The sequence below is a fragment of the Streptomyces olivaceus genome, assembly GCF_000721235.1.
Taxonomy (GTDB): Bacteria; Actinomycetota; Actinomycetes; order Streptomycetales; family Streptomycetaceae; genus Streptomyces; species Streptomyces olivaceus.
Map to the genome: position 1 here is coordinate 98,545 of NZ_JOFH01000003.1, position 21,932 is coordinate 120,476.

General features: G+C 73.7%; 22 protein-coding genes and 1 riboswitch. Of the genes, 9 read left to right on the forward strand and 13 right to left on the reverse strand.

The annotated features are described in order from the left end of the window. Positions 1-82: 82 nt before the first annotated feature. Genes IG94_RS0104955 through IG94_RS0104975 form a run of 5 tightly spaced genes read right to left on the reverse strand, consistent with a single transcriptional unit; the run spans position 83 to position 5,505 of the window. Complete coding sequence (locus IG94_RS0104955; protein WP_031031584.1) at positions 83-898, reverse strand: DUF1295 domain-containing protein; 816 nt, start codon at positions 896-898, stop codon at positions 83-85. After that, the gene (locus IG94_RS0104960; protein WP_031031587.1) at positions 895-2,205 is read right to left on the reverse strand and encodes an SAM-dependent methyltransferase; all 1,311 of its coding nucleotides are present in this window, start codon (positions 2,203-2,205) and stop codon (positions 895-897) included. The genes IG94_RS0104955 and IG94_RS0104960 overlap by 4 nt, the downstream gene beginning before the upstream one ends. Then, entirely contained in the window at positions 2,202-3,488 is a 1,287-nt protein-coding gene (locus tag IG94_RS0104965) for an SAM-dependent methyltransferase (RefSeq protein WP_031031590.1), read from the reverse strand. Before IG94_RS0104965 ends, IG94_RS0104960 begins: the two co-directional genes overlap by 4 nt. Then, positions 3,485-4,228 (reverse strand): DUF1365 domain-containing protein, encoded by a 744-nt coding sequence (locus IG94_RS0104970; RefSeq protein WP_031031594.1) that lies wholly within the window; start codon positions 4,226-4,228, stop codon positions 3,485-3,487. The genes IG94_RS0104965 and IG94_RS0104970 overlap by 4 nt, the downstream gene beginning before the upstream one ends. After that, the gene (locus IG94_RS0104975) at positions 4,225-5,505 is read right to left on the reverse strand and encodes an NAD(P)/FAD-dependent oxidoreductase (RefSeq protein ID WP_031031596.1); all 1,281 of its coding nucleotides are present in this window, start codon (positions 5,503-5,505) and stop codon (positions 4,225-4,227) included. Before IG94_RS0104975 ends, IG94_RS0104970 begins: the two co-directional genes overlap by 4 nt. Positions 5,506-5,706: 201 nt before the next feature. On the opposite strand from IG94_RS0104975, the gene IG94_RS0104980 reads away from it, so the two are divergent. From IG94_RS0104980 to IG94_RS0104990, 3 genes are all read left to right on the forward strand, one after another. Next, complete coding sequence (locus IG94_RS0104980; RefSeq protein WP_031031598.1) at positions 5,707-6,468, forward strand: alpha/beta fold hydrolase; 762 nt, start codon at positions 5,707-5,709, stop codon at positions 6,466-6,468. Between the two features lie 197 nt (positions 6,469-6,665). Further along, positions 6,666-8,300: an ABC-F family ATP-binding cassette domain-containing protein gene (locus IG94_RS0104985; protein ID WP_031031602.1), complete on the forward strand. Its 1,635-nt coding sequence runs from the start codon at positions 6,666-6,668 to the stop codon at positions 8,298-8,300. 160 nt (positions 8,301-8,460) lie between these two features. Then, on the forward strand, positions 8,461-8,913 hold the full coding sequence (locus IG94_RS0104990) for a flavodoxin family protein (RefSeq protein WP_031031605.1): 453 nt from the start codon (positions 8,461-8,463) through the stop codon (positions 8,911-8,913). 32 nt (positions 8,914-8,945) lie between these two features. Here IG94_RS0104990 and IG94_RS0104995 read toward each other — a convergent pair whose 3' ends face one another. From IG94_RS0104995 to IG94_RS0105020, 6 genes are all read right to left on the reverse strand, one after another. Next, on the reverse strand, positions 8,946-9,719 hold the full coding sequence (locus tag IG94_RS0104995; protein ID WP_031031609.1) for an ABC transporter ATP-binding protein: 774 nt from the start codon (positions 9,717-9,719) through the stop codon (positions 8,946-8,948). Beyond that, positions 9,716-10,798: a FecCD family ABC transporter permease gene (locus IG94_RS0105000; RefSeq protein WP_031031612.1), complete on the reverse strand. Its 1,083-nt coding sequence runs from the start codon at positions 10,796-10,798 to the stop codon at positions 9,716-9,718. The genes IG94_RS0104995 and IG94_RS0105000 overlap by 4 nt, the downstream gene beginning before the upstream one ends. Further along, on the reverse strand, positions 10,795-11,832 hold the full coding sequence (locus IG94_RS0105005) for an ABC transporter substrate-binding protein (RefSeq protein WP_031031614.1): 1,038 nt from the start codon (positions 11,830-11,832) through the stop codon (positions 10,795-10,797). The genes IG94_RS0105000 and IG94_RS0105005 overlap by 4 nt, the downstream gene beginning before the upstream one ends. Positions 11,833-11,955: 123 nt before the next feature. Then, positions 11,956-12,140: riboswitch (cobalamin riboswitch) on the reverse strand. A 72-nt stretch (positions 12,141-12,212) separates the two neighbouring features. Next, positions 12,213-12,878 (reverse strand): fasciclin domain-containing protein, encoded by a 666-nt coding sequence (locus tag IG94_RS0105010; protein WP_031031616.1) that lies wholly within the window; start codon positions 12,876-12,878, stop codon positions 12,213-12,215. A 339-nt stretch (positions 12,879-13,217) separates the two neighbouring features. Then, complete coding sequence (locus tag IG94_RS0105015; RefSeq protein ID WP_031031619.1) at positions 13,218-14,150, reverse strand: M56 family metallopeptidase; 933 nt, start codon at positions 14,148-14,150, stop codon at positions 13,218-13,220. Positions 14,151-14,156: 6 nt separating this feature from the next. Then, positions 14,157-14,543 carry a BlaI/MecI/CopY family transcriptional regulator gene (locus IG94_RS0105020; protein WP_031031620.1) on the reverse strand — a complete coding sequence of 129 codons (387 nt, stop codon included), beginning with the start codon at positions 14,541-14,543 and terminating at the stop codon, positions 14,157-14,159. A gap of 206 nt (positions 14,544-14,749) precedes the next feature. Here IG94_RS0105020 and IG94_RS0105025 point away from each other — a divergent pair, with 206 nt between their 5' ends. Next, positions 14,750-15,325: a TerD family protein gene (locus tag IG94_RS0105025; RefSeq protein ID WP_031031624.1), complete on the forward strand. Its 576-nt coding sequence runs from the start codon at positions 14,750-14,752 to the stop codon at positions 15,323-15,325. Between the two features lie 71 nt (positions 15,326-15,396). Here the strand turns inward: IG94_RS0105025 and IG94_RS0105030 are convergent, their stop codons facing one another. Both IG94_RS0105030 and IG94_RS0105035 read right to left on the reverse strand, forming a co-directional pair. Next, positions 15,397-16,104: a lytic polysaccharide monooxygenase auxiliary activity family 9 protein gene (locus IG94_RS0105030; protein WP_031031628.1), complete on the reverse strand. Its 708-nt coding sequence runs from the start codon at positions 16,102-16,104 to the stop codon at positions 15,397-15,399. A gap of 202 nt (positions 16,105-16,306) precedes the next feature. Continuing rightward, positions 16,307-18,409 (reverse strand): DUF1996 domain-containing protein, encoded by a 2,103-nt coding sequence (locus IG94_RS0105035; RefSeq protein ID WP_078892164.1) that lies wholly within the window; start codon positions 18,407-18,409, stop codon positions 16,307-16,309. Between the two features lie 189 nt (positions 18,410-18,598). Between IG94_RS0105035 and IG94_RS0105040 the strand changes: the two genes are divergently transcribed. From IG94_RS0105040 to IG94_RS0105060, 5 genes are all read left to right on the forward strand, one after another. Then, entirely contained in the window at positions 18,599-19,399 is an 801-nt protein-coding gene (locus IG94_RS0105040) for an SDR family NAD(P)-dependent oxidoreductase (RefSeq protein ID WP_031031634.1), read from the forward strand. Positions 19,400-19,489: 90 nt separating this feature from the next. After that, entirely contained in the window at positions 19,490-20,185 is a 696-nt protein-coding gene (locus IG94_RS0105045; RefSeq protein ID WP_031031637.1) for a class I SAM-dependent methyltransferase, read from the forward strand. Positions 20,186-20,265: 80 nt separating this feature from the next. Beyond that, positions 20,266-20,583 (forward strand): gas vesicle protein GvpO, encoded by a 318-nt coding sequence (locus tag IG94_RS0105050; protein WP_031031640.1) that lies wholly within the window; start codon positions 20,266-20,268, stop codon positions 20,581-20,583. A gap of 36 nt (positions 20,584-20,619) precedes the next feature. Further along, positions 20,620-21,144 (forward strand): gas vesicle structural protein GvpA, encoded by a 525-nt coding sequence (locus tag IG94_RS0105055; RefSeq protein WP_031031642.1) that lies wholly within the window; start codon positions 20,620-20,622, stop codon positions 21,142-21,144. Continuing rightward, positions 21,141-21,929, forward strand: coding sequence for a GvpL/GvpF family gas vesicle protein (locus IG94_RS0105060; protein ID WP_031031644.1), 789 nt, complete (start codon positions 21,141-21,143; stop codon positions 21,927-21,929). The genes IG94_RS0105055 and IG94_RS0105060 overlap by 4 nt, the downstream gene beginning before the upstream one ends. Positions 21,930-21,932 lie beyond the last annotated feature (3 nt).

Here is a 21,932-nt window from a genome sequence, read left to right on the forward strand (position 1 = left end):
CTTTTTTTCCACCCCTTCTTGTCCAGGACCGGAGGCAGTCCCGCAGCCTTGTCCAGGACCGGAGGCGGTTCCGCAGCGGGTCCTACGCGGACGCGCGCGGCGGACGCGGGAAGAAGCCGCTGGTGCGTGCCGCGTACGCCTCCCACCCGGGCCGGCCGGCCATGTGCCGCTCCAGGAGCCGCTTCCCGCTGCCGCCGATCAGCAGGTACGTCATCACCAGCGGGGAGACGGCGGACACCGCGGCGGCGGCCGGGCCCGCGTCGCAGGCGACCAGGAACAGGCCCCACCAGACGCAGAAGTCGCCGAAGTAGTTGGGGTGCCGGGTCCAGCTCCACAGCCCGCGGTCCATGAGGCGGCCCCGGTTGGCCGGGTCCGCCTTGAACCGGGCCAGCTGGGCGTCCCCCACGGCCTCGAAGGCCAGCCCCACCGCCCACACGACGGCACCGGTCCAGGCCAGGACCGACGGAGCCCCGGCGCCGTACGCGGCGGCCTGCACGGGCAGCGAAACCAGCCACACCAGCGCGCCCTGCAGCAGGTAGACCATGCGCAGGGCGTAGAGGTTCCGGTTGCCGGGGGCCTTGGCGAGCATCGCGTCGTAGCGCGGATCCTCGCCATGGCCCCGGCCGCGCCGGGCGATGTGCACGGCCAGCCGTACGCCCCAGACGACGGTCAGGACCCCGACGAGCGCCTGGCGTCCGGTGTCGCCCTCCCCCGTCGCCGCCGCGACCGAGCAGGTCACGACGGCGACGGCGGCGAACCCGAGGCCCCAGGCGGCGTCCACGACCCGGTGGACGCCCTTGCGCACGGCGACGGCGAAGGTGGCCAGCATGACGGCGAACGCGGCCGCCGCCGCCCAGCCGAGGCCCACGGCGAACGCGCCCCACGGGAAGCCGCTCACGGGCGGTCCAGCCGTTCGTACCACTCGCCCGGCGTCGCGGGCATCCCGCTGACGCCCTCGGCGGTGGGCCGCACGCTCAGGATCTGGTCGACGCCCATGCGCCGCTGCTCGAAGGCGAGCGCGCCGCCCACCAGGTACAGCCGCCACACCCGGGCCGTCTCCTCGCCGACCAGCGCGACGAAGTCGTCCCAGCGCGCTTCCAGGGTGTGCTCCCACGCGGCGACCGTGCGGACGTAGTGCTCGCGCAGCGACTCGACGTGGCGTACTTCGAGACCCGCGCCCTCCAGGAGCTGGACCGTCTCGCCGAGGGGCCGCATGTGCATGTCGGGGGCGATGTACGCCTCGATGAAGGCACCGCCGCCGGGCGCGACCGCGCCACGGGACATCTGCTGCACCAGGACGCGTCCTCCGGGGCGGACCATGCGGTGCAGCGCCGCGGTGAAGGCCGGGTACTCGGCGTCCCCGACGTGCTCGCCCATCTCGACGGTGGAGACGGCGTCGTAGTCCCCGCCGGTGATGTCGCGGTAGTCCTGGCAGATCACCTCCACCCGGTCCGCCAGGCCCCGTTCCCGCACCTGTTCGCGCACGTGTGCCGCCTGCTCCGCGGCGAGGGTGACCGCGGTGACCCTCGCCTTGTGCTGTTCGGCCGCGTACAGGGTCAGCGAGCCCCAGCCGCAGCCGATGTCGAGAAGGCGGGCGCCCCCGGTGAGGCCCAGCTTGCGGCAGATCAGCTCCAGCTTGGCGCGCTGGGCGTCGGCGGCGTCGGCCTCGGCGTACGTGTCCGCCCACACCCCGCACGAGTAGGCCATCGTCTCGTCGAGGAGGAGGCGGTAGAAGTCGTTGGAGAGGTCGTAGTGGTGGCTGATGGCGGCGCGGTCGCGCGCCTTGCTGTGCAGGCCGCCGCGGAGCCGGGCCTGGGAGGCGGGGACCGGGGGGCGGGGGCCGACGGCACCGAGGCGGACGGCGGTGCCCGCCGCGCGGGCCCGGTCGGCGAGCGAGAGCCGGGGCGGGTGCAGCCGGCGCTCGCGGGTGGCCGCCCACATGCGGCGCAGGCCGTCGGCGAGGTCGCCGTCGACGTCCACCTCGCCGGTGACGTAGGCCTGGGCCAGGCCCAGTTCGCCGGGCTGCCACAGCAGGCGGCGCAGAGCGCGCCGGGAGCGCACGACGACCACGGGGCCCTCGGCGGGGCCGGTCTCGGAGCCGTCCCAGGCGCGCAGCCGGACGGGGAGGGGGCCGCCGAGCGCGTCCTCGACGAGCGCGGCGAGCCGGTGGGCGGCGCCGGGCCTGCTGGTGCGGACGGTGCTCATCGGGCGGTGCCCTCCTTGGTGAACAGGTACTGCTGGACGTCTAGGTAGGCGGCGCGGAAACCAGCCTCGGAGTAGGCGAGGTAGAAGGTCCACAGGCGCCGGAAGGTCTCGTCGAAGCCGAGCGCGTCGACCTCGGCGGCGCGCTCGGTGAACCGCTCGCGCCACAGCCGCAGCGTCTCGGCGTAGTGCGCGCCGAAGTCGTACCGGTGGGCGACGCGCAGGCCGGTGTGGTCGCGGACGGTCGCCTCTATCGCGTCGGTGGAGGGGATCAGGCCGCCGGGGAAGACGTACTTCTGGATCCAGGTGTAGGTGTCGCGGGCGGCGAGCATGCGATCGTGCGGCATGGTGATGGCCTGGAGGGCGACCCGGCCGCCGGGGGCGAGGCGCTCGTCGAGGGTGCGGAAGTAGACCGGCCAGAACTCGGCGCCGACGGCCTCGATCATCTCGACGCTGACGACAGCGTCGTACGTGCCCTGTTCCTCGCGGTAGTCGCGCAGTTCGACCCGGACCCGGTCGGCGAGGCCCGCCTCGCGGGCGCGTGCCAGGGCGCGGTCGCGCTGTTCGCGGGAGAGGGTGAGGGAGGTGACGTGGGCGCCGCGTCCGGCGGCGCGCAGGGCGAGTTCGCCCCAGCCGGTGCCGATTTCGAGGAGCCGGGTGCCGTCGCCGACCTCGGCGAGGTCGAGCAGCCGGTCGATCTTGCGCTGCTGTGCGGCGGCGAACGAGGCGCGGCGGGCGGGGAAGGCGGGGAAGACGGCGGAGGAGTAGCTGAGGGTGTCGTCCAGGAAGAGGGCGAACAGGTCGTTGGACAAGTCGTAGTGGCTGCTGATGTTGTCCCGCGCGCCCTCGGGGGTGTTGCGCCGGTCCGCGGGCCGGCGCTGGTGCCACAGGCCGCGCAGCCGCTGGAGCGGGGAGGGGACCAGGTCGGCCGCGTGGGCGGCGAGCACCGTGAGGGCGCCGACCAGGTCCGGCGCGTCCCACTCGCCGGCCATGTAGGACTCGCCGAAGCCGATGAGGCCCTGGGCGCCGATCCGTCCGTGGAAGGCGTCGGGGTCGTGGACCTCCACCAGCGGTCCGCCGAGGCCGACGGTGTCGCCGTCGGCGAACCGGACCCGCAGCGGCAGCCGGTGCAGGGCACGGCGCACGACGGCGGCGGTGGTGGCGCGGCGGGCCCACGAGGCGTGGGGCGGGGCGGCGACGTCGGGCCATCGGCCGGCGTCGACCGGCGTGCCGCGGCCCGTGGGGACGGGGGTCGTGGCGGCGGGGCGGGGGTGGGTTGCAGTCATGTCGCTTTCTCCGTGGTGCGGTTTCTCGGGCGCGGCTGGACGGGGAGGCCGCGCAGGCAGAGACGGATGCCGTGCCGGCGGATGCCGGCCGACACGGCGAGGGTCGAGAAGGGGTGCCGCAGCGCGAGCCGCAGGAGGGCGGCGGGGGTCGCCGCCCTCCGGGTACCCCGTACGGTCGCGGTGAACGGCCGGGCGCCAGGCCGGTCCAGGCGTACGGTCAGGTCGAGGCGGTCGCCGGGCAGCGGCAGCCGCATCCGGTAGGCGCCGTCGACCGGGTGGAACGGCGAGACGTAGAACTCCTTGTCGACGCGCGCGACGCCCGCCTCGTCGGGGTTCAGCAGGTAGGCGTGGCGTTCGCCGTAGGTGTTGTGCACCTCGGCGACCACGCAGCGCGGGGCGCCGTCGGGGCCGTGGCACCAGTACAGGGTGAGCGGGTTGAAGACGTGCCCGAGGACCCGGGCGTGCGCGAGCATCAGGACCCGGCCGCCCTCCAGGTCGACGCCGCGGGAGGCGAGGAACCGCTCCAGGCCCGCGCGCAGCGTGGGGGCGTCGCCGGTGAAGTGGTCGCGGGCCCGGAAGCCGGCCAACGGGCGCAGTGGGCGCGGCAGCCGCGGGAGGCGGTCGAGGTCGACGAGCCACATGTAGGTGCGGTGGCGCAGGGTGTACCGGACCGGGTCGAGGCGTATGTGGCCGATCTCGCAGGGGTAGAGCCCGGGGCGTGCCGTCGGGGCGGGGGTCACCAGGCCACTCCGAGGGCCGCGGCGGCCTCCACCCCCGAACGGCAGCCGTCCTCGTGGAACCCCCAGCCGTGGTAGGCCCCGGCGTAGGCGGTGACCGGGGTACGCAGTGCAGGCAGGCGTCGCTGGGCGGCCACCGACTCGGGCGTGTAGACGGGGTGTTCGTAGGTCATGCGGGCCAGCACCCGGCCGGGGGCGACCCGGTCCTCGCCGCCGAGCGTGACGACGTAGGTGTCGGCGGCGTCGAGGCGCTGCAGCCGGTTCATGTCGTAGCTGACCCGGACCCGGTCGGCGCCCGCGTCGCAGGCGGGCATGAGGTAGTTCCAGGAGGACCTGGCTCCCCGGGCGCGCGGCAGCAGGGCGGTGTCGGTGTGCAGGAGGGTGGCGTTGCGGGAGTAGCGGAAGGCGCCGAGGACCTCCTTCTCGTCCGGCGTCGGGTCGGCCAGCAGCTCCAGTGCCTGGTCCGGGTGGACGGCGACGACGACATGGTCGTAGGTGTCGGTGGTGCCGTCGCCCGCGGTGACGTCCACGCCGTCCGCGTGCCGGGTCACGGCCCGGACGGGGGTGGCGGTGCGGACGTCGGGCAGTCGCTCGGCGACCCGGTCGACGTAGGAGCGGGAGCCGCCCGTGACCGTGCGCCACACCGGCGAGCCGCCGACGGCGAGCATGCCGTGGTGGTGCAGGAAGCGGAACAGGTAGGCGGCCGGGTAGCGCAGGGCGGTCGCGGCGTCGCAGGACCACACGGCGGAGACCACGGGCGTCATGAAGTGGGCGCGGAAGTACGGCGAGAAGCCCTCGCGGTCCAGGAACTCGCCCAGGGTCATGGCATGGTCGGCGTCCTCGCCGAGCAGGCGGCGGGCGGCGCGGTGGAACCGGGGCACCTGCGCGAGCATCCTCAGGTAGGGGCCGTGCAGGGCGTTGCGCGGCCGGGCGAGCAGTCCGGCCGGGCCGCGGGCGCCGGCGTACTCGAGCCCGCAGCCCTCGCACCGCACCGACATGCTCATCTCCGACTCCTGGGTGGCGACGCCGAGTTCGTCGAAGAGGCGCAGGAGGTTCGGGTAGGTGCGGCGGTTGTGCACGATGAACCCCGAGTCGACCCGGTGGACCCGGCCGTCGGACGAGGTGAGGTCGTGGGTATGGGCGTGGCCCCCGAGGCGGTCGTCCGCCTCGTAGAGGGTGACGTGGTGCGCCCGGCCCAGTATGTGTGCGGCGGTCAGGCCCGCCACTCCGCTGCCGACGACGGCGGTACGGCGTGCGGCCTCCCCTGACGCTCGCGGCATTTCGCTGCTCCTCCACCCCACTGTGATCAACGCTGGCACGGGTAATCCGGAGCCGGGGGCCCGGCGGATTGGACCGGGTCGCGAACCGCTGCTCCGGCCACCAGTCCGGAAGCGTCGCGGCGACGGATCACCTGGGACGGGCGGGGCAGGACAGTACGGGACGGGCGGGGCAGGACAGTGGCTGAAGGGAACGGGAGCGGCATGAGCGTTGAGGACGATCCGTCGACGGGGTCCGCGCTGCGGGTGCGGCGCCGTCCGGCGCGGCCCCGGGCGGCCGTGCTGGTGCTGCACGGAGGCCGGGTGGAGAGCCGCGCCGCCGCGCGCCCGTGGCAGCCGGCGGCCCTGCGGATGCGTCCTTTCCTGCGGGATCTGGAGGCGTCAACCGGCCGCGACGACGTGTTCCTGGCCCAGGTGCGCTACCGCAGCCGCGGCTGGAACGGCGTTGCCGCGGAGCCGCTGCGGGACACCCGGCGCGCCCTCGCCGAGCTGCGCGGGCTGGTCGGAGACGTGCCGGTCGTCCTGCTGGGCCACTCGATGGGCGGCCGGGCCGCCCTGCGCGCGGCGGGCGCCGACGGGGTACGCGGCGTGGTGGCCCTCGCGCCCTGGTGTCCTCCCGGCGAACCCGTCGCGCAGCTGCGGGACCGGCGGGTACTCGTTCTGCACGGCGACCGCGACCGCATCACCGACCCCGCCGGGTCGGCCGCGTACGTCTCCCGCGCCCGCGGCGCCGGGGCCCGGGCGGGGATGCTGGTGGTCGAGGACGGCGACCACGCCATGCTCCGCCGCCACACGCTCTGGCACCGCACCGCGAGGGCGGCGGTCGCCCACCTGACCGACCCGCTGGCGGCGCCTTCCGAACTGTTCGACGAGGCCTTCGCGGCGGCCGGGCCGACGGTTCTCCGGCCGGCCCGGCGGACCGCGTCCGAATCGGCGCCGGGGCCGGTGCGGGAGCCCGGCTGCTAATGTGCGAGAGACGTTGATCGTGCAGCGAGGAGTCGCGGACATGGTGGGTGACGACGACATCTCCGGGTGAGACCCGGAGCCGGTAGGCCGCAGCGGGCGCGTTCGAGCGCCGTCGCAGCGGCCTCCTCGTCGTTCCCGCTTCCCTGTCTGCCCGGGCAGTGGTGTTCCCTGCCCCCAGCCTCCACGAGGTCGTCCTCATGTCCGACGCCGCCGTTCGCTGTTCCCACCTGTCCTTCTCCTGGCCCGACGACACTCCTGTCTTCCGGGATCTGTCGTTCACCGTGGGCACGGGCCGTACGGGTCTTGTGGCCCCCAACGGTGCCGGGAAGTCCACCCTGCTCAAGCTGATCGCCGGCGAGCTGCGGCCCGCCGCGGGTTCCGTGTCGGTCCCGGGTGTCCTCGGCCACCTGCCCCAGACCCTCCCCCTGACCGGCGATCTCACCGTGGCCGAGGTCCTCGGCGTCGACGCCGTGATCCGGGCCATCGACGCCGTCGAGTCCGGCGACGTGGCCGAGGAGCACTTCACGGTCATCGGCGACGACTGGGACGTCGAGGAGCGCACTCGCGCCCAGCTCGACCGCCTGGGCCTGGGCGGTCTCGGTCTCGACCGGCGGCTGAGCACGCTCAGCGGCGGTCGGATCGTCTCCCTCGGGCTCGCCGCCCAGCTGCTGAAGCGTCCCGACGTACTGCTGCTCGACGAGCCCACCAACAACCTCGACGTGGCGGCCCGGCGCAGACTCCACGACGTGCTCACGGAGTACAACGGCTGCCTGCTCCTGGTCAGCCACGACCGGGAGCTGCTCGACCGCATGGAGCGCACCGCCGAACTGGACCAGGGCGAACTGCGTTTTTACGGCGGCAACTTCGCGGCGTACGAGAACGCGGTCCGCGCGGAGCAGGAGGTCGCGGAGAAGAACGTCCGCAACGCCGAACAGGAGCTCAAGCGGGAGAAGCGGGAACTGCAGCAGGCCCGTGAGCGCGCCGACCGCCGGGCGAGCAACGCGGCCCGCAACCTGAAGAGCGCCGGCCTCCCCCGCATCTTCGCGGGCACCATGAAGCGCGGGGCGCAGGAGTCCGCGGGCCGGGCGGGGCAGACCCATGCCGACCGGGTCGGCGAGGCCAGGGCGCGCCTGGACGAGGCGGAGCGGTCGCTGCGCGAGGAGCAGCGCATCACGCTGGACCTGCCGGAGACCGACGTTCCCGCCGGCCGCACCCTCTTCGCCGGTGAGCGGCTGCGGATCCGGCTCGGCGGCCGGGACGTGTTCGCGGGTGCGGGCGCCGACCTGACGGTCCGGGGACCCGAACGGATCGCGCTGACCGGCGCCAACGGCACGGGCAAGAGCACGCTGCTGCGTCTGGTCAACGGCGACCTGGCGCCGGAGGGCGGCGAGCTGCGGCGCGCCGACGGGCGCGTCGCACACCTCTCCCAGCGGCTCGACCTGCTCGACGACGCACGCACCGTCGCCGAGAACTTCGCCGTCCACGCTCCGGACCGGCCGGAGGCGGAGCGGATGAACCTCCTCGCCCGGTTCCTCTTCCGGGGCGCCCGCGCCCACCTGCCGGTCAGGCTGCTCTCCGGCGGCGAGCGGCTGCGGGCCACGCTGGCCTGCGTCCTGTGCGCGCGTCCGGCCCCGCACCTGCTGCTCCTGGACGAGCCGACGAACAACCTCGACCTGGTCGGCGTGGGCCAGTTGGAGAGCGCCCTGAACTCCTACCGGGGAGCCTTCGTGGTCGTCAGCCACGACCTGCGGTTCCTGCGGGGGATCGGCGTCGGCCGGTGGCTGGAGCTGGCCGACGGAGAGCTGACCGAGACGGGGGCGCCCGAGGCGTGATCCGCCGGGGGGGGCAGTCGTCGGCGGGCGTCGTGGTGTCCGACCGGGGCATCGTGGTGTCCGACCGGGCGTCGTGGCGTCCGACCAGGCGCCATGGCGTCCGGCCGGGCGTCGTGGTGTCCGTTTGCGGTCGGCGGGTGAGGGGCTGCAGGCTTCGGGGGTGGCCACTTTGCTGATCGTGCATCACACTCCGTCGCCGAACTGCCGGGCGATGCTGGAGTCCGTCGTGTCCGGAGCGTCCGCGCCCGAGATCGAGGGGGTGCGGGTGGTCCGGCGGGCGGCGCTGGCGGCCACGGCCGTCGACGTGCTGGAGGCCGACGGGTACCTGCTGGGCACCCCGGCCAACCTGGGCTACATGTCGGGCGCCCTCAAGCACTTCTTCGACCAGGTCTACTACCCGTGCCTGGACGAGACGCGGGGCCGCCCCTTCGGGTACTACGTGCACGGGGGCAGCGACACCACCGGTGCGGTGCGCGCCGTCGAGTCGGTCACGACGGGACTCGGCTGGCAGCGGGCGGCACCGGCGGTGAGCGTGGCCGGCGAACCCGGCAAGGCCGACCTGGAGGCCTGCTGGGAGCTGGGGGCCGCGCTCGCCGCCGGGCTGATGGAGTGACGCTTCCCGGGGGCCGACCGTCCGAGGGCGCCTCAGTCCGGCAAGGTGCCCAGGAAGCGTACGTGCGGGCGGGCGGCGGGGCCGGTGCGGGTGACCTCGGCGTGGACCCGGTAGACCTCCGCGACCAGGCCCGCCGTCAGGACCTCGGCCGGTTCACCGCGGGCGACGACACGTCCTTCGGAGAGCACCACCAGGTGGTCGCAGTACATCGCCGCGAGGTTGAGGTCGTGCAGGGCGACGACGCTGGTGACGGGGAGCGCGGCGACGAGCGCCAGCACGTCCAGCTGGTGCCTGAGGTCGAGGTGGTTGGTCGGCTCGTCCAGCAGGAGTTCGCGCGGCTGCTGGGCGAGGGCGCGGGCGATCTGGACCCGCTGGCGTTCGCCTCCGGACAGGGTGTGCCAGAGCCGGTCGGCCTGCGCGGTGAGGCGGGTGCGCCCCAGGGCGTCCGTGACCGCCTCCTCGTCGGCCGCCGACGCCGGTGTCCAGGGGCGGCGGTGCGGGATCCGGCCGAGCCGGACGACGTCCCGGACCGTGAGTTCCACCTGCGTGTCCGCCTGCTGCTCGACCACGGCCACGCGCCGGGCGACGTCGCGGCGGCCCACCCGGTCCAGCGGGCGGCCGTCGAGGGTGACGACGCCGGAGGCCGGGGCGAGCACACCGGCGAGCAGCCGCAGCAGAGTCGACTTGCCCGAGCCGTTGGGGCCGAGCAGGCCGGTCGTGGCTCCGGGTCCGGGGCTCAGGTCGACGCCGTCCAGGATCAGGCGTCCGCCGGCGGCGCGGGAGACCCGCTCGGCGTTCAGGGTCACCGTGGCCTCCGGGTGCGGTACAGCACGAGGACGAAGGCGGGCACGCCGATCAACGAGGTCACCACGCCCACCGGGACCTCCTTGGGTTCGAGGACGGTGCGGGCCAGCGTGTCGACCCACACCAGGAACACGGCTCCGGCGAGAGCGCAGACCGGCAGGAGGCGAGCGTGTCCTGGGCCGGTGAGGGCCCGTACGGCGTGCGGCAGCACCAGGCCGACGAAGCCGATCGCGCCGGCCGAGGCGACCAGTACGGCGGTGAGCAGGGCGGTGACGCACAGCAGTACCAGCCGGGTGCGGACCACGTGGACGCCCAGCGTGGCCGCCGCGTCCTGGCCGAAGGCGAAGGCGTCCAGCGTCCTGGCGTGTCCGAGGCACACGGCCAGGGCGAGGACGAGGGCCGCCGCGCCGGTCCACACGTCGGGCCAGCCGGCGCCGCCGAGCGAGCCCAGCAGCCAGAACAGCACTCCGCGGGTGGTCTCGGCGTCGGCCGCGGTCAGCACCACGAAGGAGGTGAGCGAGGAGAACAGCTGCATCGCCGCCACGCCCGCGAGCACGACCCGGTCGGTGGTGCCGCCGAGGCTGTGGCTGAGCAGCATCACCAGCGCGAAGGAGCAGACCGCCCCGAGGAACGCGCCGCCGGACACGGACAGCGCGCCGCCGCCCACGCCGAGGACGACGACCAGCACCGCACCGGTCGAGGCGCCCGAGGAGACGCCCAGGACGAAGGGGTCGGCGAGCGGATTGCGCAGCAGCGACTGCAGGACGGCACCGCACACGGCGAGCCCCGCGCCGCACGCCGCGGCGAGGAGGGTGCGGGGCAGCCGCAGGTCCCAGACGATGCCGTCGCGGAGCGGGGAGACGTCCCCGGCGGTGGTGCCGACGCCGAGGTGGGCGGCGATCACGGACCACACGTCGGCGACGTCGATGTCCGCCGGGCCGATGGTGACGGCGACGGCCACCGAGACGCACAGGGCGACGGTCCCGGCCGGCGCCCAGAGCCACAGGGGGCGGGCGCGCCGGGCCGCGGGTATGCCGGCGGGGGCCCGGTCCGCCGTCTTCGCCGCCCCGGCGGGGGTCACTTGGTGAGCCCGGACGCGCGCAGCGCGGACGCCACCTGCTCGATGCCCTCGACGGTACGAATGGTGGGGTTCATGGCCTGGCCGCTGAGCAGCACGTACCGGTGCTCGCGGACGGCGGTCATGTTCCTGGTGACGGGGTCCGACTCCAGGAACTCGATCTTCTTGGCCGCCGTCTCGGCCGTCTGCGACCTGCGGGTGAGGTCGCCGAGGACCAGGACGTCGGGGTCGCGGTCGGCGACGGTCTCCCAGCCGACCTGGGGCCATTCCTCATGGGTGTCGTCCATGGCGTTGCGCGCGCCGACGGCGCGGGTCATGACGCCGGGGGCGCCGCAGCAGCCCGCCAGGTAGGGCGAGGTGGAGTTGGCGAACCAGTACATGAGGCTCACGCCGGAGGCGTCGATGCCGGCCGTCGCCTCCTCCACCCTGGACTCCAGGTCGGCGACGAGTTTCTCGCCGCGCTCCTCGACGTCGAACACGCGGGCCAGGTCGCGGACTTCGCGGTAGACGGTGTCCATGGTGAGGGCCTTGTCCCGGACGCCGTCGCCGTCGCCGCTGTTGTCCTTGCCGGCGCAGTCGGACGGGGACAGGTAGGCCGGTACGCCGAGTTCGGCGAAACGCTCGGGGGTGGCCACGCCGCCGGTGCCCAGCGTGGAGGCGAAGGAGGCTGCGACGAAGTCGGGTTCGGCGTCCAGGACCGCCTCGAAGGACGGCATGTCGTCGGCGAGCCGGGGCACACCCGCGTTGGCCTTCTCCAGTCCCTTCATGACCGGGTCGGTCCAGGTGGCGGTGCCCGCCATGCGGTCGGCCAGGCCCAGCGAGAGCAGGATCTCGGTGGTCCCCTGGTTGAGGGAGACCGCCCGCTCGGGAGGGGCGGTGACCTCGACCTCCCGTCCGCAGTCGCGGACGGTGCGCGGGTAGCCGGCCGCCCCGCCCGCCGGGGCGGAGTCGTCGGCAGGCGGCCCCGAGCCGCAGCCGGCGGCCAGCAGGGCGCAGGCGAGGAGCAACACGGGACCGCGCGGGACACGGTGGGACAGGGGGAAGGCACGGCGGAAGGACGGGGGCCGGCGGAGGCCGACGGGGGGCGCTGCGGGCAAGAGCGGTCCTCTGGCGTCGAGGGCTCATGCGCGAAGCCCGTTCGTACGATGCGGCCCGCGCCGCACGCGGCACGGGTGCCAGCAGGTCTTCGGACTCGGGTTCGACCGGACGGAACGCCTTCCCGGACGGCGTGCGCCGTCCAGTGGCCGTGTTCCGCCCGTCACCCTCACCGCTGCGCGTCAGCTCCGGATTCGCACCGGATTCCCTGACCCACCAGGTGGGTTCGACTGGCTTCCGCAAGCTACCACAGGGGCCCCGGGCCGCCGGGGGCGGGCGACCGCCCTGCCCGTCCCCCGGCGCCGACGCGCCCGCCCGCGCGTCAGCTCTTCGGCATGAGGACGCTGTCGATGATGTAGACGTTGGCGTTGGCGGTCTTGACGTTGCCGCAGACGACGTTGGCCGAGTCGTTCACCTTGTAGGACTCTGCCGAGCCCGAGGTGGTCAGCTTGGACTTCTGCAGCGTGTCGAAGGAGCCCTTCTCCAGGTCCTTGGGCGCGAGCTTCTGGCCCACGACGTGGTAGGTCAGGATGTCGGTGAGCATCGCCTTGTCGTTCAGGACCTTGTCCAGGTCGGCCTTCGGGATCTTCGCGAAGGCGTCGTTGGTCGGCGCGAACACCGTGATGTTCTCGGCGTTGTTGAGCGTGTCGACCAGGCCGGCCTTCTTCACCGCGGACACCAGCGTGGACAGGGCCGGGTTGTTCGAGGCGGCGGTGGCGACCGGGTCCTTGGCCATGCCGTCGAACGAACCGGCGCCCTCCTTCGGCACCGTGGAGCAGGCCGGACCGAACGGCTCGTCGCTGTCGCTGCCGGACATGCCGCCGGCGGTGTCCTCCGACTGGTCGTCGCCGGCCGCGGGGGCCGACGTCTCGGCCTGGGCGGAGTCCGAGGAGCCGCTGTCGCCGTCGTCGGAACAGGCGGCCAGCGACAGGGGCAGGACGGCGGCTGCGACGACGGCTACGGCGGAACGACGAATGCGGGCGTTCATGGAGAATCTCCCTGATAACGGGCAGCACGAAGGCTGCGTGGGTGCGGAGTTGTGGTGCAAGGCTTGGCTGGTGTGCGGCGGTCCGCCGAGTACGCGGTGCCGTGGTGCGGCGGCCGGCCGACCCGGATCGGGGTCAGCCGCCCGTTCGCCGGCGGCGCGGTCTCGGTTCTCTGCTCACATCGGGAATCCGGAGCAGGCCGGGTTCCGGATTGGCCGATCACCCGATCCAGTGATGAAATTTCTCCAGAAACCCTTTGACCTGCGCTTTTCCAACGCGGTTTCCGAGAGATCGAGGGAAACCGGAAGGGGAAACGGAGTCGAGGAGGCCCGGAAGGGGACTCAGAGGGGCGTCGCGGTCCGGAGGATGAGGAACATCGTGACCGCGGCGTTCGCGGACGACATCGCCGACATGGCCGTACCGGCGGCCGCGCCCCACGCGGCGAGGCCCACCGAGGTGAAGACCGGCGGCCAGGTGCGGACCGCGGGAGCGGGTCCGAGCAGGGCCGCCACCCGCCGCGGCACCGGGCCGGGGGCCGCCAGACCGGCGAGGGTGGCGACCGGAGTGCCCCGGGAGACGAGGGCTGCCTTGCCGATCGCGGTGGCCACCGTGCGCCGGTCGCCGATCGCCCGCGCCGCCGTCTCGTCCGCCCACCGCTCCGCCGTGTAGGCGACGGCGGTCCGCAGCGGGCGCAGGAACGGATTGGCCAGCGCGGCGAGCCGGACGGCCAGCAGGAAGCGGTGGTGCCGGTCGGCGAGGTGGGCACGCTCATGGGCGAACAGCGCGCGCCGTTCGGCCGGTTCCAGGCAGTCGAGCAGCGCCGTGGTCACCACCACCCGGTCGCGGCGCCCGCCGGGCAGCGCGTACGCGTACGGCACGTCGTCCGGCAGCACGGCGACCGCGGATCCCGGCAGCCCGGCCAGGGCCTGGTGGGCCCGGCGGCGTACCCGGCCGTGGTGCCACAGGGCCCGCGCCGAGGCCGCGACCACCGCGCACAGGGCGGGGATGGCGGCCTTGCCGGCGACCTCGTCGTAGGGCACCGCCGCCCGTACCTCCGGGTCCGACCAGCCGTCGGGCAGGGGGTTGCCCGGGAGCTGCGCGGTGCCGACCACCATGAGCAGGGCCAGGCAGAGCGTGCTGCACACGGCCATCACTGCGGCGACGGCGGTGAGCAGTCGGGTCGCCGTCCGCGGGTGCAGGTGCTGCTCGGCCAGCCGGGCGATGGGCCACGCCGTGAGCGGCAGGACCAGCGGCAGGAAGACGAAGACCCCCATGCGGCGTCAGCCGTCCTCCGCGGCGCGGGCGTGCCCGAGGAGCGCGCGCAGCAGCCGCTCGTCGTCCGGGTCGAGGCCGGTGACGAAGCTGGCCAGCACCGCCTCGCGGTCGCTCTCGGCGTCCAGGACCTTGCGCATCTTCCGCGCGGCGAGACCCGCGTGGTCCGAGGCGGGGGTCCAGGCGAAGGACCGGCCCGCCCGCTTCCGGCCGACCGCGCCCTTCTCCAGGAGCCGGGTCAGGATCGTGATCACCGTGGTGTAGGCGAGGTCGCCGCCGAGGTGCTCCTGCACCCAGCCGGCCGTCACGGGGCCGTCCGCCTCGCTCAACGCCGACAGCACCAGGGCCTCCAGCTCACCCTGACCCCGCCGCCGCGGACGCCGGTGATCCGTCACGGCCCGCCTCCTCACTGCCGCTGTGCGCCTTCCGGAGCGACATCGTATAGAAGGCGGACCGGAAGGCGGCCGGCGGGCGAACTTCTACAGTGTTGTAGATTGTCGAGCAGGGCGCACGGACGCGCCCGGCGGTCGTGATCGGCGGGACGTGCGCAACGGAACGTGATCAGCAGCCGTGACAGGCGAACACGACGAAGGAGAACGCAGTGGGAGTTTCCCTGGCCAAGGGCGGCAACGTCTCGCTCAGCAAGGAGGCGCCCGGCCTGACCGCCGTGCTGGTCGGTCTGGGCTGGGACGTGCGCACCACGACCGGCACCGACTACGACCTGGACGCCTCGGCCCTGCTCCTCGACACCTCGGGCAAGGTGCTCTCGGACCGGCACTTCGTCTTCTACAACAATCTCACCAGCCCGGACGGGTCGGTCGAGCACACCGGCGACAACCTCACGGGTGAGGGCGAGGGCGACGACGAGGCGGTCAAGGTGAACCTCGCCGCCGTCCCCGCCGAGATCGACCGGATCGTCTTCCCGGTCTCCATCCACGACGCGGAGAACCGCGGCCAGAGCTTCGGCCAGGTACGCAACGCGTTCATCCGCGTCGTCAACCAGGCGAACGACCAGGAGCTCGCCCGCTACGACCTGTCCGAGGACGCCTCGACCGAGACCGCGATGGTCTTCGGCGAGCTGTACCGGCACGGCGCCGAGTGGAAGTTCCGGGCGGTCGGACAGGGCTACGCCTCGGGCCTCGCGGGGATCGCCGCGGACTTCGGCGTCAACGTCTGACCCCGCCGCCGACCGGGCCCCGCCGGACGCGGTGCGTCCGGCGGGGCTGTGGGGGGACGGGGTGGCGCGGGTCAGCCGAAGTCGACGTCGCTGCACAGGAAGTACGTCTGGTCCATGTGCGACGCCTGCCAGATCGTGTAGACCACGTGCCGGCCACTCAGGCCCGAGGTGCTCACCGGGATCTCGTAGTTCTGACTGGGCGCGTAGCTTTCCGTACGTGCGACCTGCTGGAGGTCGCCCCAGGTCAGCGCCTGCGTGGCCGGATCGAAGCCCTGCCGGGTGACGTAGACCAGGAAGTAGTCGGCGCCGTGGCTGGCCTGGTCGTACAGCTTGACCGTGAAGTCGTCGGTGATGTCGCTGGTCTGCCACGCGCCGACGGTGTCCAGGGCGTTGTAGCGCCCGCTCTCGGCCCGGCCGCCGCTGCACAGCTGCCCGTCGGGCACGACCGCCTGGAAGTCACCGGCGGAGCCGTTGCGGTAGAGGCCGTTCCAGTTCCACATGGCGTTGGGGTCGGCCTGCCAGGCCTGCCAGCACATGGGGTCCTCGTCGGCCATCGCGGGGTTCTGGAAGTCGTCTCCCCAGCGGTCCCAGCACCCGTAGTTCCGGGAGGCGGGGTCGACGACCGAGCCGTGGGCGAAGGCGGTACCGCTCCACGGGACCAGGGCGAGCAGGACCGCGGTCAGAGCGCTGAGGACCAGGGTCGTGGCGCGCCGGACGGCCGGTGCGTGTCCGCGGGTGCGGGCGGGCCCGACCATACTGCCGTGATCATGACAACTCATGGTGCCTTCTTCCGGGTGGGGGGACGTCGGCGGAGTTCGACGGCCGGGAGCGCGACACACGATGGGAGCGCTCCCAAACGCCTTCGGAGAACAGGCTGCGCCCGGGTTCACGGATTGGCAACATTCCGAATAAGCCAGTTCCCGCGGCGGGCAAAGCGGGTGGACGGGAGGGGCCTCCCGTCCACCCGCCGTCATGCCGGTGTCACGCGGAACTCCGCCTGGAGCGGATCAGCAGCACGCAGCCGCCGGCGAAGAGGACGCCGCCGATCGCGGCGGGCCACAGGCCGAGTCCGGAGCCGGTCTCGGCGAGGCCGCCCTGTGCCTGCTGCCCCGGGGCCGATCCGGCGCCGTCGCCACCGTCGCCGGTGTCCCCGGCCGGGGCGGGTGCGGCCACGGCGCTTCCCACCTCGTCGGCGGTGTCGGCGGGCGTCGTGGCGGCCCTGGGTTCGGCGTCCGGGGAGGCGTCGGCGTCCTGCCCGGCGGCAGGAGGCGCGGGCTGCTCACCGCCGTTCTGCTGGGGATCCCCACCGCTCTGCGCGGAGTCGTCGCCGTTGCCCTTTCCGGCATCCTTCCCGGCGTCGTCGCCCGTGTCCTTCCCGGCGTCGTCCCCGGCCGGCTGCTCCTCCCCCTTGCCGTCTTCCCGGCCCTTGCCGTCGTCCGGGGCCTCGGTCGCGCCGGGGTCCTCGCCCTGGCCCGGCTCGGCACCGGGGGGCGTGTCCGGGCCGCACTCACGACCGGAGTTGACGCAGTCGACCATCTCCCGCATCAGGTCCTCGTCGAAGACGTTGATGAAGTCGCTGTGGTCCGTGACCGGCTTGTGCAACTGCTCGGGGAACGAGTCCACGGCGAACAGCGGCACCGTTTTGCCGCCGTCCTGGAGGCTGGGTGCCGCCACGTCGTACACCACGCGCTGCACCAGGCGCGGGATGGGCTTGAAACCGTCCGGGCAGGCGCCGTCGGCGGCGGCGAAGGCCATGTGGGTGCGGTGGTTGGCGCTGTCGATGTTGCGGCCGTCCCAGCAGCTCTGGAAGGTGAAGGTGCGCACCACGTCGCTGCCGGAGGGGCAGAGCGGGTACTTGTCCTTGAGCTGGCGGTCCTCGAACCCGGTGCAGCTCCAGGAGGCGTTCGCGTTGGTGTTGCCGTTGACGAAGGCCTTCGCGTCACCGGTGATGATGCGCAGCAGCCGCGGCATGCCGGTGACCTTGGCTCGTTCGTTGCCCTCGAAGGTGAGCGTGACCTCGGCCGGGGTGACGATCTCCCCCGCGTTGCCCTCGACGCCGCCGCCGGGCGACTGCGCGTCCTGCTCGACGGTGCCGTTCTGGAGGCGGAGCACGGGCCAGTAGTACGAGGACTTGTCGCCCTGGTCGGCGCAGCTGGTGTCGCCTGCGGCCAGGTCGTCGTCGCTGGCGAAGGCGTCGTTGGCCTGGTTGCCGACGTAGTCGTGGAAGTGGTGGGCGCCGTTGCCGACGCCGGGGGCGGCGATCAGGTTGTCCGAGTTGAACAGGCCGTCGGCGTTGACTCCGCAGCTGGTGGCGAAGGAGCCGTTCGAGGCGCCCTTCTGCCGGTCGGCCTTGCGCACGTTCGGCTGGACGGACTCGATGTCGGCGTAGTCCGCCGCCACGGGGCCGTTGCCCGCCTGTCCGCCGTTGCCGGTCTGCTGCCCGCCGTCGCCCGCACCGTCTCCGGCGTTCGCACCGTCTCCGGCGCCGTCGCCGTTTCCGGCGTCCTTGCCCGCACCGGCGTCCTCACCACTGCCGTCCTGCTGTTTTTCCTGCTGATCGGGGCCGTCGCCTGCGGCCTGGTCCGTGGTGATCTCGGTACGGCGCAGCGTGCACGGCGCGAGGGCGTCCAGGCCCTCCGGGCGGTCGCCGGCCTTCTCGACGGCGGCGACGATCCGCCCGATCGTGGCCGCCCGCTCCTTCTCCAGCGGATCGAGGACGGCGCCCTCGTCGAGGCTGCCGTCGTCCGCGGTGCGGGCCGCTTCCTGGAGTTGGCGGTAGGCGGTGGCGATCTGCTGGTCCAACTGGGCCAGTTCGGTGTCGACCTCCGGCCGCGCCTGCTCCGGCACGGTCGTCAGCCGCTCGGCCGGGTCGGGGCAGTCGACGGTCGCCGCGATGCCGGAACTACCCAGGGGAACGGCCGTGTTGCCGGACTCGGTCGCGGAGGCGAAGACGTTGACGGCCACCAGGCCGCCGCCCCCCAGTATCAGCGCGACCGCTCCGAAGGTCGCGCGCCGCGCCCCGGTCGGGCGTCTGCGCCTGTTGTGTCCCAAGACGTGCTCCTGTGTCGTGACGGACTCGGACATGGAATGCCCCCGGCTCCATACGCGGCGGCGGGGCGGAGCGTTCAGCCCGGTCGGGAATTGTCAGGATTCCCTCACCTCGCGGGCACCCGCTCCCCGCCCTCCTCCCCGACCTCCGGTCGCACTGTTCGGAGCCCGCGATCGGGGAACCCGGAAGGCCGTCGCGGGCGTGGACGCGCCCTAGGAGGAGCCATGGACAGCAGCCGGCCGCTCGCCCTGGTCACCGGGGCCTCCGGCGGGATCGGGTACGAGCTGGCCGCTCTCTTCGCCGAGCACGGCCACGACCTCGTGATCAACGCCGAGGACGACCGGCTGGAGCACGCCGCCCGCCGGCTCCGGGAGTCCGGCGTCGAGGTGCGGGCCGTAGGGGCGGACCTGCGGTCGCCCGACGGGGTGGACCACCTGGTCGCCGCGCTCACCGGGCTCGCCCTGGACGTCGCCGCCCTCAACGCGGGAGTGGGGCAGGGAGGCGCCTTCGTCGACACCGACCCCGACGACGACCGGTCGGTCATCGACCTCAACGTCACGTCGACCGTACGGCTCACCAAGCCCCTGCTGCGGGACATGGTCGACCGCGGAGTGGGGCGCCTGATGTTCACGTCGTCGGTCGCCGCCACGATGCCCGGGTCCTTCCAATCGGTCTACAACGCGTCGAAGTCCTTCGTGCAGTCCTTCGCCCAGGCGCTCCAGGAGGAGGTCGAGGGCACCGGCGTCACGGTCACGTCGTTCATGCCGGGCCCCACGGAGACCGACTTCTTCCGGCGGGCCGGCATGACGGACACCAAGGTCGGCACCATGCCGAAGGACGACCCGGCGCAGGTCGCCCGGCAGGCGTACGACGCGGTCATGAAGGGCCGCGGGAAGCTGGTCACCGGATCGGCGAAGACGAAGGCGCAGGGGGTCGCGGACAAGGTGCTGCCGGACCGCGTCAAGGCCGCCGTGCACCGCCGGATGGCGGAACCGGGGACGGCCCGGGACGACGGCGGCCGGTAGCCCACCGCTCGCGGATCCGCCCCGGCGGGCACCCGCCCCGCGCCGTTCGCCCGGCGGGGTGCTTGTCGGCGGCTCGCCCCCGGTGGAACGATGCCGTCGGCACCGGCCACCGCACCGGAGGGATTCCACGTGAGCGACGAGCAGCGACGGCCACGGGCCGCAGCCGCGTTCGACGCGCTGGGCGCCGAGTACGAGAGGGCGTTCGCCGGGTCCCGGACGCACCGGCGTTCGCTGGAGTGGCTGCTCGGCCGGCTGGCGCCGGGCAGCCGGGTGCTGGACGTGGGCAGCGGCACGGGGAGGCCCACCGCCGGGACCCTCGCCGCGGCCGGTCACGACGTGCTGGGCGTGGATGTCTCGCCGGTCATGGTGGAGTTGGCGGCCCGGCAGGTGCCGGATGCCGTCTTCCAGTGCGCCGACATCCGTGACGCACCGCTCGACGACGGTTCGTTCGACGCGGTGTGCGTGTACTTCTCGCTGCTCCAGCTGGACCGGCGGGAGCAGACCGAACTGGTCGGGCGCCTCGTGCGCTTGCTGCGACCGGAGGGGTACCTGGTGCTGGCCACGGTGCCGCTGGACGTGGAGGGGGTCGACGCCACCTTCATGGGCCAGCCCGTGCGCGTCTCCAGCTTCCCCGCACAGCGCCTCGTCGCCCTGGCCGAGGAGGCCGGCCTGGAGGTGCTGGACCAGGAGGCGTCGATGTTCACCCCGACCCACCCGGACGCCCGGCCCGAACCGCACCTCTTCCTGCACTGCCGACGCCGGGCGACCGCCGCGCCGGACGCCTGACCTTCCCCTCTCCCCGGCCCGGTCCCCGGATGGGGTAACTGCGCACGCGCTCCGCGAGCGCCGCCGCCAGAGTGGGCAGCATGACAGCACCCGGCGTACGGCCGCGCCGTACGACTTCCGCCCCCACGCACGAGCGTGCCGTGCGGGGCGCCCAGGACGCCGCCCGGCGTGCCGCGGACGCCCTGTCCGAGCTGGTCCGGCACGACGTGGAGGGAGTCTCCGCGGTGTGCCGCAGCGAGGACGGCGGCTGGATCGTGAACGTGGACGTACTGGAAGTGGCCCGCATTCCCGACACCACCAGTCTGCTCGCCACCTACGAGGTCGAACTCGATGCGGCGGGCGACCTGATCCAGTACCGCAGGATCGCGCGCTACCGGCGCGGTGCCCAGGACCAGTGAGCGGGCCGTGCCGCCCGCGCCCGGAAGGACCTCCGCATGATCACCTACGACGACGAGGTCGTGTGCGCGCCCCGCGCCGGAACCCTCTACGACGTACTCGAACTCATCCTCGACCGCGGCATGGTGATCGACGTCTTCGTGCGCGTCTCCCTCGTCGGCATCGAGATCCTCAAGGTGGACGCCCGCATCGTGGTGGCGAGCGTCGACACCTACCTGCGGTTCGCCGAGGCCTGCAACCGGCTGGACCTGGAGCACGACGTGCGCTCCAAGACCGTACCGGAGATGTTCGGCAGCCCGGTGGCCAGGACCGTGGGCCGGGCGGGTGCCAAGCGGACCGCGCGCTCCCTGACCGAAAAGGTGCGGGACGTCCTCACTCCGGAGCAGGAGGCCGGGGAGGCAACGGCGGAGGAAGAGGAAGCCCTCCCCCGCGGGCGCGGGTCGCACGGCCGGAGCGCGGAGCGGCCGCGCGGCAGGCCCGCCGCCCGCGCCCGTGACGCGCGTGACGAGGACGACCGCCCGCACGCCCGTCCCCGCCGGCGCCCCCGGGCGGAGGACGCATGACCACCTCCGCCACCGCCGCCACCACCGCCGCGGCCACCGCGCCCGCCGCCGGCCCGCTCCGTCAGGCGCTCTACGTCTACGGCATCACGCCCTCCGGCGTGCGCACCCCCCGCTCCCCCGGTGTCGACGGCGCGCCCGTGCGGCTGCTGACCGGGGCGGGACTGTGCGCGGCCGTGTCGGACGCGCCCGCTCGGCTCCGGCCCCGGCGCCGCGATCTGCTGGCTCACCAGGCCGTCCTGGAGGAACTGGGGGAACAGGGGCCGCTCCTGCCCATGCGGTTCGCCGTCCTCAGCCCCCGAGCCGACACCCTGCTCGCCCAACTGGGCGCGGACGCGGAACACTTGACGCGGCAGCTCGAGGACGTACGCGGCTGCGTCGAACTGAACGTCAAGGGCACGGTGGTACAGGGGCACTTCGCAGAGCTGGTGCGCCGGGACGAGGGCCTGCGGGCCCTGGCCCTGCGGACCCGGCGCCGTCCGGACTACGAGGCCAACGTGCGGCTGGGCGAGGCACTCGCGCTCGGGGTGCGCCGCGAGGCGCGCCGTGCCGCCCGCGGGGTCCTGGACCACCTGACGCCGCTCGCGGTGCGTACGGTGCCGGGGACGACCGACGACGAGCAGGTGCTGAGCGCGTCGTTCCTGTTGCGGGCCGCCGACGAACGGCGGTTCCGGGAGGCGGTGGACGCGCGGGCCCGTGCCTGCGGGGACCGGCTGGCGCTCAGCGTGACCGGCCCCCTGCCGTGCTACAGCTTCGTCGATCCGACTGCCGTACCGGCCGGTCGGTGACCG

Coding starts and splice junctions, on each gene's coding strand:
- IG94_RS0104960 (WP_031031587.1), bottom strand. CDS start 2,205: ATGAGCACCGTCCGCACCAGCAGGCCCGGCGCCGCCCACCGGCTCGCC.
- IG94_RS0104965 (WP_031031590.1), bottom strand. CDS start 3,488: ATGACTGCAACCCACCCCCGCCCCGCCGCCACGACCCCCGTCCCCACG.
- IG94_RS0104975 (WP_031031596.1), bottom strand. CDS start 5,505: ATGCCGCGAGCGTCAGGGGAGGCCGCACGCCGTACCGCCGTCGTCGGC.
- IG94_RS0104980 (WP_031031598.1), top strand. CDS start 5,707: ATGAGCGTTGAGGACGATCCGTCGACGGGGTCCGCGCTGCGGGTGCGG.
- IG94_RS0104985 (WP_031031602.1), top strand. CDS start 6,666: ATGTCCGACGCCGCCGTTCGCTGTTCCCACCTGTCCTTCTCCTGGCCC.
- IG94_RS0105010 (WP_031031616.1), bottom strand. CDS start 12,878: ATGAACGCCCGCATTCGTCGTTCCGCCGTAGCCGTCGTCGCAGCCGCC.
- IG94_RS0105015 (WP_031031619.1), bottom strand. CDS start 14,150: ATGGGGGTCTTCGTCTTCCTGCCGCTGGTCCTGCCGCTCACGGCGTGG.
- IG94_RS0105030 (WP_031031628.1), bottom strand. CDS start 16,104: ATGAGTTGTCATGATCACGGCAGTATGGTCGGGCCCGCCCGCACCCGC.
- IG94_RS0105035 (WP_078892164.1), bottom strand. CDS start 18,409: ATGTCCGAGTCCGTCACGACACAGGAGCACGTCTTGGGACACAACAGG.
- IG94_RS0105040 (WP_031031634.1), top strand. CDS start 18,599: ATGGACAGCAGCCGGCCGCTCGCCCTGGTCACCGGGGCCTCCGGCGGG.
- IG94_RS0105045 (WP_031031637.1), top strand. CDS start 19,490: ATGCCGTCGGCACCGGCCACCGCACCGGAGGGATTCCACGTGAGCGAC.
- IG94_RS0105050 (WP_031031640.1), top strand. CDS start 20,266: ATGACAGCACCCGGCGTACGGCCGCGCCGTACGACTTCCGCCCCCACG.
- IG94_RS0105055 (WP_031031642.1), top strand. CDS start 20,620: ATGATCACCTACGACGACGAGGTCGTGTGCGCGCCCCGCGCCGGAACC.
- IG94_RS0105060 (WP_031031644.1), top strand. CDS start 21,141: ATGACCACCTCCGCCACCGCCGCCACCACCGCCGCGGCCACCGCGCCC.